Source organism: Candidatus Woesearchaeota archaeon (assembly GCA_016214075.1).
Classification (GTDB): Archaea; Nanobdellota; Nanobdellia; order Woesearchaeales; family DSVV01; genus JACRPI01.
Genome location: JACRPI010000042.1, coordinates 1 through 5454, shown reverse-complemented (window position 1 = coordinate 5454; position 5454 = coordinate 1). Strand labels below are relative to the sequence as shown.

The 5454-nt window shown below is 38.2% G+C and carries 6 protein-coding genes; 3 read left to right on the top strand and 3 right to left on the bottom strand.

The window, feature by feature from the left end:
* Positions 1 to 49: 49 nt before the first annotated feature.
* Positions 50 to 190, top strand: a complete 141-nt coding sequence (locus tag HZC31_07735) for a hypothetical protein (GenBank protein MBI5003249.1) — start codon at positions 50 to 52, stop codon at positions 188 to 190.
* 380 nt (positions 191 to 570) lie between these two features.
* Positions 571 to 1155, top strand: a complete 585-nt coding sequence (locus tag HZC31_07730; protein ID MBI5003248.1) for a hypothetical protein — start codon at positions 571 to 573, stop codon at positions 1153 to 1155.
* Here HZC31_07730 and HZC31_07725 read toward each other — a convergent pair.
* On the bottom strand, positions 1138 to 1914 hold the full coding sequence (locus HZC31_07725) for a site-specific DNA-methyltransferase (protein MBI5003247.1): 777 nt from the start codon (positions 1912 to 1914) through the stop codon (positions 1138 to 1140). The genes HZC31_07730 and HZC31_07725 overlap by 18 nt on opposite strands.
* Complete coding sequence (locus tag HZC31_07720) at positions 1911 to 2069, bottom strand: hypothetical protein (protein ID MBI5003246.1); 159 nt, start codon at positions 2067 to 2069, stop codon at positions 1911 to 1913. The genes HZC31_07725 and HZC31_07720 overlap by 4 nt, the downstream gene beginning before the upstream one ends.
* Positions 2070 to 2467: 398 nt before the next feature.
* On the opposite strand from HZC31_07720, the gene HZC31_07715 reads away from it, so the two are divergent.
* Complete coding sequence (locus tag HZC31_07715; protein MBI5003245.1) at positions 2468 to 2941, top strand: hypothetical protein; 474 nt, start codon at positions 2468 to 2470, stop codon at positions 2939 to 2941.
* Positions 2942 to 3385: 444 nt separating this feature from the next.
* On the opposite strand, the gene cadA is transcribed toward HZC31_07715, so the two are convergent.
* Positions 3386 to 5218 (bottom strand): cadmium-translocating P-type ATPase, encoded by a 1833-nt coding sequence (cadA, locus tag HZC31_07710; GenBank protein ID MBI5003244.1) that lies wholly within the window; start codon positions 5216 to 5218, stop codon positions 3386 to 3388.
* Positions 5219 to 5454 lie beyond the last annotated feature (236 nt).

Genomic DNA, 5454 nt, shown 5'->3' with positions numbered 1-5454 from the left:
TAATCAGGCAAATTCTCAAGCAAATCCAACTATCAAAGGAAGAATACATATGGATGAAAAATACATTCGTGTTGGAAACGAGCATGGATTAAAAGGAAAAACACCTGCTGAAGCCGCAGACATTGATTTGAAATTAAAAAGAAGGAAATTATTGAGTTTGATTAGATTTGCTGCAAAGAGAGATGACTAATAGTTGACAGTATCATGTTTATTTCTTGCGTAGCGAGACTATCTGTGCCGTAGGCACTCGGTGGGGGCTTCCGTTCGTTTTCCGTTTCGTAGCGAGGGGGCAAATTGAAACTAACATCCGAGATTTCAAGAAGATCAGCTCTATTCTTTGCGTATTTTGATATAATAAATATTATGAGCAAAAGATCTGGTGCTGAATTTGGACGAGCCAGAGCAAGTCTTGAAATCTCTGTTAAGTGAGTTTTGCTGAAAGCAAAACCAGAATTCTGAAAGAATTTTGAGTTGGCTCTTATACAAAAAGGGTGCGTCGCCAAAAAATATATTCTTCAGACAGGGCGTAGTTTGAATATATTTATAAACAAAGAAAAAGCCATATTTCATATGACTAAAAGAAATTACAAAACTGTCGATGAACGACAAAGTTATGTTCAGAAAAGCGGTGAAGAATGGGAAAATAATGTAATGAGTTTTGTGAATCAACAGCTCAAAAAATTAGGTTCTGATTTGAATGTCATAAAAGGCAGGAATGTTAAAAAGGCTTCTCAGTTATGGAACAAACTCTCAATACCAGTTGGCAAAGGAGAACCGTCCCAAAAAATTTGGGGCGATATAGACTTGATAGTTATTGATAAAGAAGAAAATCCTGTCGCAATAATAAGTTGCAAAACAAGTCTGCATGGTAGATTTTCTGAAACTCTTTTCTATGCAGTTGTTTTGAAAGAAATGATTGAAGATTTGAAAGTTGTTTTTGCCACGCCCGATAAAGGAAGACAGCAAAAAGGCAGTGTATGGCAATCCGAATGGGGAAGCGAAGATAAACCAACAAAAGACAGATTATTAGGGAGTCATTATACAGATGGTGTTTATATCCTTAATCCAAAAACAAAGTTAGGTGGGATGATCAAACATATAGAAGAATTGCCAAAAGATCTTATCAATTGGCACAAATCAACAAACAAGAGATAGTTTCACTTGTGACAATTCTTTTTTTATTTTTAGCAATCTTTCTTCAGCGGTTTTACAATACTCTGATGAAATATCAATATGTATAAAATTTCTCCCTGTTTTTTGGGCAACAACCACAACTGTTCCTGTGCCACCAAACATGTCTAGAATAATATTCCCTTTGTAAGAATAGAATTTTATAAGACGATAGATCAATTCTTCTGGGAATGGAGCAGGATGACCGTTTCTTTGTCTCTCTGGTGGGATATACCACATGCCATCTGAGAATTTCATAAATTCTTCTTTTGTAATATCTGCATCTATATCAGATCCTTCCAATTTATCACCATTTTTTGAGAATATTAAAACATATTCCCAAGATGGGACAATATGAGGATTTGAAGGACTCTTAAAACTTCCCCATGCAGTTCTTTTTAGCATAGTCTGTTTATACCAGACGATTTCTGTTCTAAACTTCATTCCTATTTTTCTCATCTGATTAGTAAAATCGTGATGTATTGGAAGAAAGTCTCTAATTCCAGTTGGAGCTATATTCAAGGCAACCCTACCACCTGGCACTAAAACTCTTTGTGTTTCTATCCAAACCTTCTCTAACCAATTGAGATACTCCTGATAATCCATCTTATCATTATGATTATCATAATCCTTCCCAACATTGTAAGGTGGAGAAGTTATAGCTAAATGCACAGAATTATCAGGTATTCTTTTCAATGTTTCCAGAACATCTCCACAGATTATTTTATTAATAAATGAATTCATTTTTTTACACCACTATTATTTACTTCTTTTAGTTTCCTATATATCGCATTATTTATAAAAGATGTTACTGTTGGGGTTTCGTATTTGTTTCCATTCTTCTTAATCCATCCTTTGATTTCTTTTAAAAGATCATCATCAATTCTTACAGTTGCCATTTCCACCACTATTGTAACTCTTTGTGATTCTTATTATACAAATAATCACATATCTATTTAAAGGCATTCTTAGAAAAATACGCCCTGTCGTTTGCTAATATCATGCGAGGCAGAGCCGAGCATTGCCCGAAAGGCAACCGCGACGCACCCTACCACAGAAGAGACAATTTCACATAACATCGCGATTAACAGAAGTTTTTGCGAAGCAAAAATTTTGGGAAATTTCGCAGGAAAATCCCAGATAATCGCTGTTATATGAGGGTGAGCGAAGCGAAAGTCTGCAAGACGTCCCCAAAATTTCGCAGAAATTTTGAGTTTAGATTTTGGGCATACTGATATTAACTGCGAAGTGGTTACTAACCGAAAAGCTTATAAAGGTTAAGTCTATTCCATATAGTATGACAGAAATTAATGATGCCTACATAAGAGCAAGATTTGGAGAGGAATTGCCTCAAAAAAATGTAGATAGTCTGAGGACTGCGATGCAATCTTATGGAGAAAATCACTGGTGGGAATCAGACAATCCAACAGAAGTTGCGATGTACCAAATATTCGAAGACATTCTGATGACAGATTTTTCAAAATTTCATGAGGGATTAGAAAAAATAGTCGGAAGACCAGTTTATGCTCATGAAATGGGAATGAATGTCGAGGGATTAAGAAAAGAAGCGCGACTTGGAATTGAAAGATTGAAAAAAGGGATTGGAACCAGTGATGAATATAAAGAAACAGCAGTCCGAAGAAGCATAGAAATGCTTGAAGATTATTGCAGAAAAACAGGAAAGCAATTCCTCAAAGTTGATATGACAAAGGCATCAGGCAGAAATGAAAATGGAATAGACCAATCTGGTTATGATGGTTGGATGAACTAAAGCTTTTCGGTTACTATTATTTTATTTCTAGCCCAAAATCTAAATTTCATATAACATATGCGATTTACCGAAGTTGATTTTTCAGAGCTGTAAACATTTGAGGCAACCCACAAATTTTTACCTCGAAAAATCAATTTGGACGGAGCGAGGTGCAACCGAGCGTAGTCGGTAAATCGCTGTTATACGCTTCCATAGGAACGAGGTTTAGTGCAACGGTCGGCGAAGCCGAAAACCGAAGAGTTAAATTTTAGTGGCAGTCGTTTCAATCCAGCGAACAAAGTGAGCCATAAAGAACAAGTATCAAGGGGACAATTTTAACATATCAAGTATAAGATTTTTTTGACATGAGAAACACCGCATAAATCATAATTATCCCTGCAATTAACTGAATTATAAGTGGTATTGAAAAGAAGACAATGTTTCGCTGGAGAATTTCTTTATGTTCTATTGAATGTTTACTCGTAAGAGTTTTACCGAATTGAGTAATACTGCTACGTCTGGCACGAGATGTATTGCTGCTGCTTCTACTGGTCCGATGATGCGTAGCAGTACGAGTGTTATGCCTATGACGTGTACGACTCCAACGCCGACGAACACGTTTTCTTTGATAGTTCGATACGATCGTTTGCTGATTGCTTTTGCGCGTGCGATTTTGAGTAAGTTGTCGTTTACAAGGACAACATCTGCTGCTTCCATTGCTGCTTGTGTGCCAATTGCTCCCATTGCCAATCCGATGCTTGCTTGCGCCAGTGCTGGAGCATCGTTGATGCCATCGCCAACCATTGCAACGATGCGTCCATGTTTTTGTAATTTTTTGATGTAATCTATTTTTTCTTCAGGTAGTAGGTTTGCTTTCCATTCAGTGATGCCAATGGCTCGTGCAACGGTTTGTGCGCTCTCTTCATTGTCTCCTGTGAGCATGACAAAGTGTTTCACTCCACTTTTGCGTAGTGCCTCGATGGCTTTTTTTGCTTCTGGCCGTATTGTATCATTGATAGTTATAGCTCCGATGACGCGTTTATTAACAGCGACAAAGATGGTTGTTCGTGTTGCGTTTTGAGAGACTTCGATGTTGTTTTCTGTGAGGAATTTTTTATTACCTACTAAGACATTTTTTCCGTTCACAGTGGCGCGTGCTCCTCTACCATGTACTACGGTAAAGCGTGTCGGTTCCACTAATCTAATCTTCTTTTGTGCTGCATATGCGACAATGCTTTTCGCTATTGGATGACTTGATCGTCGGTCTGCTGACGCAGCAAATGAGAGAACATCATTTTGGGTGTAATTCTGATCATATGATGTGACTGTTTGAATATTTGGCATTCCAGTGGTGAGTGTACCTGTTTTGTCAAACACAAATGTATCGACTTTTGCAAGTTCTTCTAAATAGAGTCCTCCTTTGATGAGGATTCCTTCTTTTGCTGCACGTGCAACAGCGGAAATTGTTACAAGTGGCGTGGCAAGCCCTAGCTCTGCTGGAGACATAAAGATGAGTGCTGCAATAACCATTTTCACATCGCGTGTATACCAATAAATACCAATGACAAAAAGAAATGCGATTGGAATTAGATATGTGGCTACTTTGTCGGTCAGTTTTTCGATAGGTGCTTTATTCTGCTCTGCATCTTCCACCAGCTTAATAATACGTGCAAAGACTGTGTCTTGTACAAGTTTGGTTACCTTAATATTAATAGCACCTGTGGTAATAATGGTGCCAGCGTACACTGTATCATCTTTCTTCTTCTCTTGAGGAGTACTTTCCCCAGTGATCGGAGCTTGATTAATTGTTGCAGTTCCTTTAATTATAATACCATCCACTGGCAGTCGTTCTCCTGTGCGAGCAAGAATGATGTCACCAACCCGAACACTTTCTAATTTTACTGTTATCTCTTTGTTATTTCGGTACACAGTGATAGTTGTGGGGATTGTACCAATAAGATCTTGAATTGATGCTCGCGTCTTTTCCGTATTGACGCTGGCGATGTACTCAGCGATCAAAATAATCATGAGCACTATTGCAGCAGCAAGATATTCTTTACCCAATACGCCAACAATTACCGCAATTGAAATGAACAACTCAGTCCCAATCTTTTTCTCACGCACTAGCTCAAGAACAGCCGTCTTAATGAGCGAGTACACACCGAATGCTATAGCAACCAGCAGCACTGAAAGGGGAAGAATGTGCAGCCAGAAGAGGATGCTTGCAATGCCAACGGTAGTTATACGAAGAATTTCCATGCGATGCTCTTTTGCAAAGAGGAACTGAAAATATCCCATGTAAGAAGATTTATAGCCCATCTTTTAAACCTTTCCTCAACAAATCTTATCCTAAGAAAAAACATCAGAGTTAAAATTGTCCCCTATCCGTTCGTGCCACTGAAATTTAAGTGCGTATAACATATGCGATGAAGAGAAGTTTTTGCGTAGCATAAATTTGTGTAAAATCCTGCAAGGATTTTCCTCTTAATCGCTGTTAGGCGTCCTGAACGAAGTGAAAGCCCGCAGGGCGTGGC

What these genes read in the sequence shown, in the direction of transcription:
- cadA (MBI5003244.1), bottom strand. Translation starts at nt 5,218, where the DNA reads ATGGGATATTTTCAGTTCCTCTTTGCAAAAGAGCATCGCATGGAAATT.
- HZC31_07725 (MBI5003247.1), bottom strand. Translation starts at nt 1,914, where the DNA reads ATGAATTCATTTATTAATAAAATAATCTGTGGAGATGTTCTGGAAACA.
- HZC31_07735 (MBI5003249.1), top strand. Translation starts at nt 50, where the DNA reads ATGGATGAAAAATACATTCGTGTTGGAAACGAGCATGGATTAAAAGGA.
- HZC31_07720 (MBI5003246.1), bottom strand. Translation starts at nt 2,069, where the DNA reads ATGGCAACTGTAAGAATTGATGATGATCTTTTAAAAGAAATCAAAGGA.
- HZC31_07730 (MBI5003248.1), top strand. Translation starts at nt 571, where the DNA reads ATGACTAAAAGAAATTACAAAACTGTCGATGAACGACAAAGTTATGTT.
- HZC31_07715 (MBI5003245.1), top strand. Translation starts at nt 2,468, where the DNA reads ATGACAGAAATTAATGATGCCTACATAAGAGCAAGATTTGGAGAGGAA.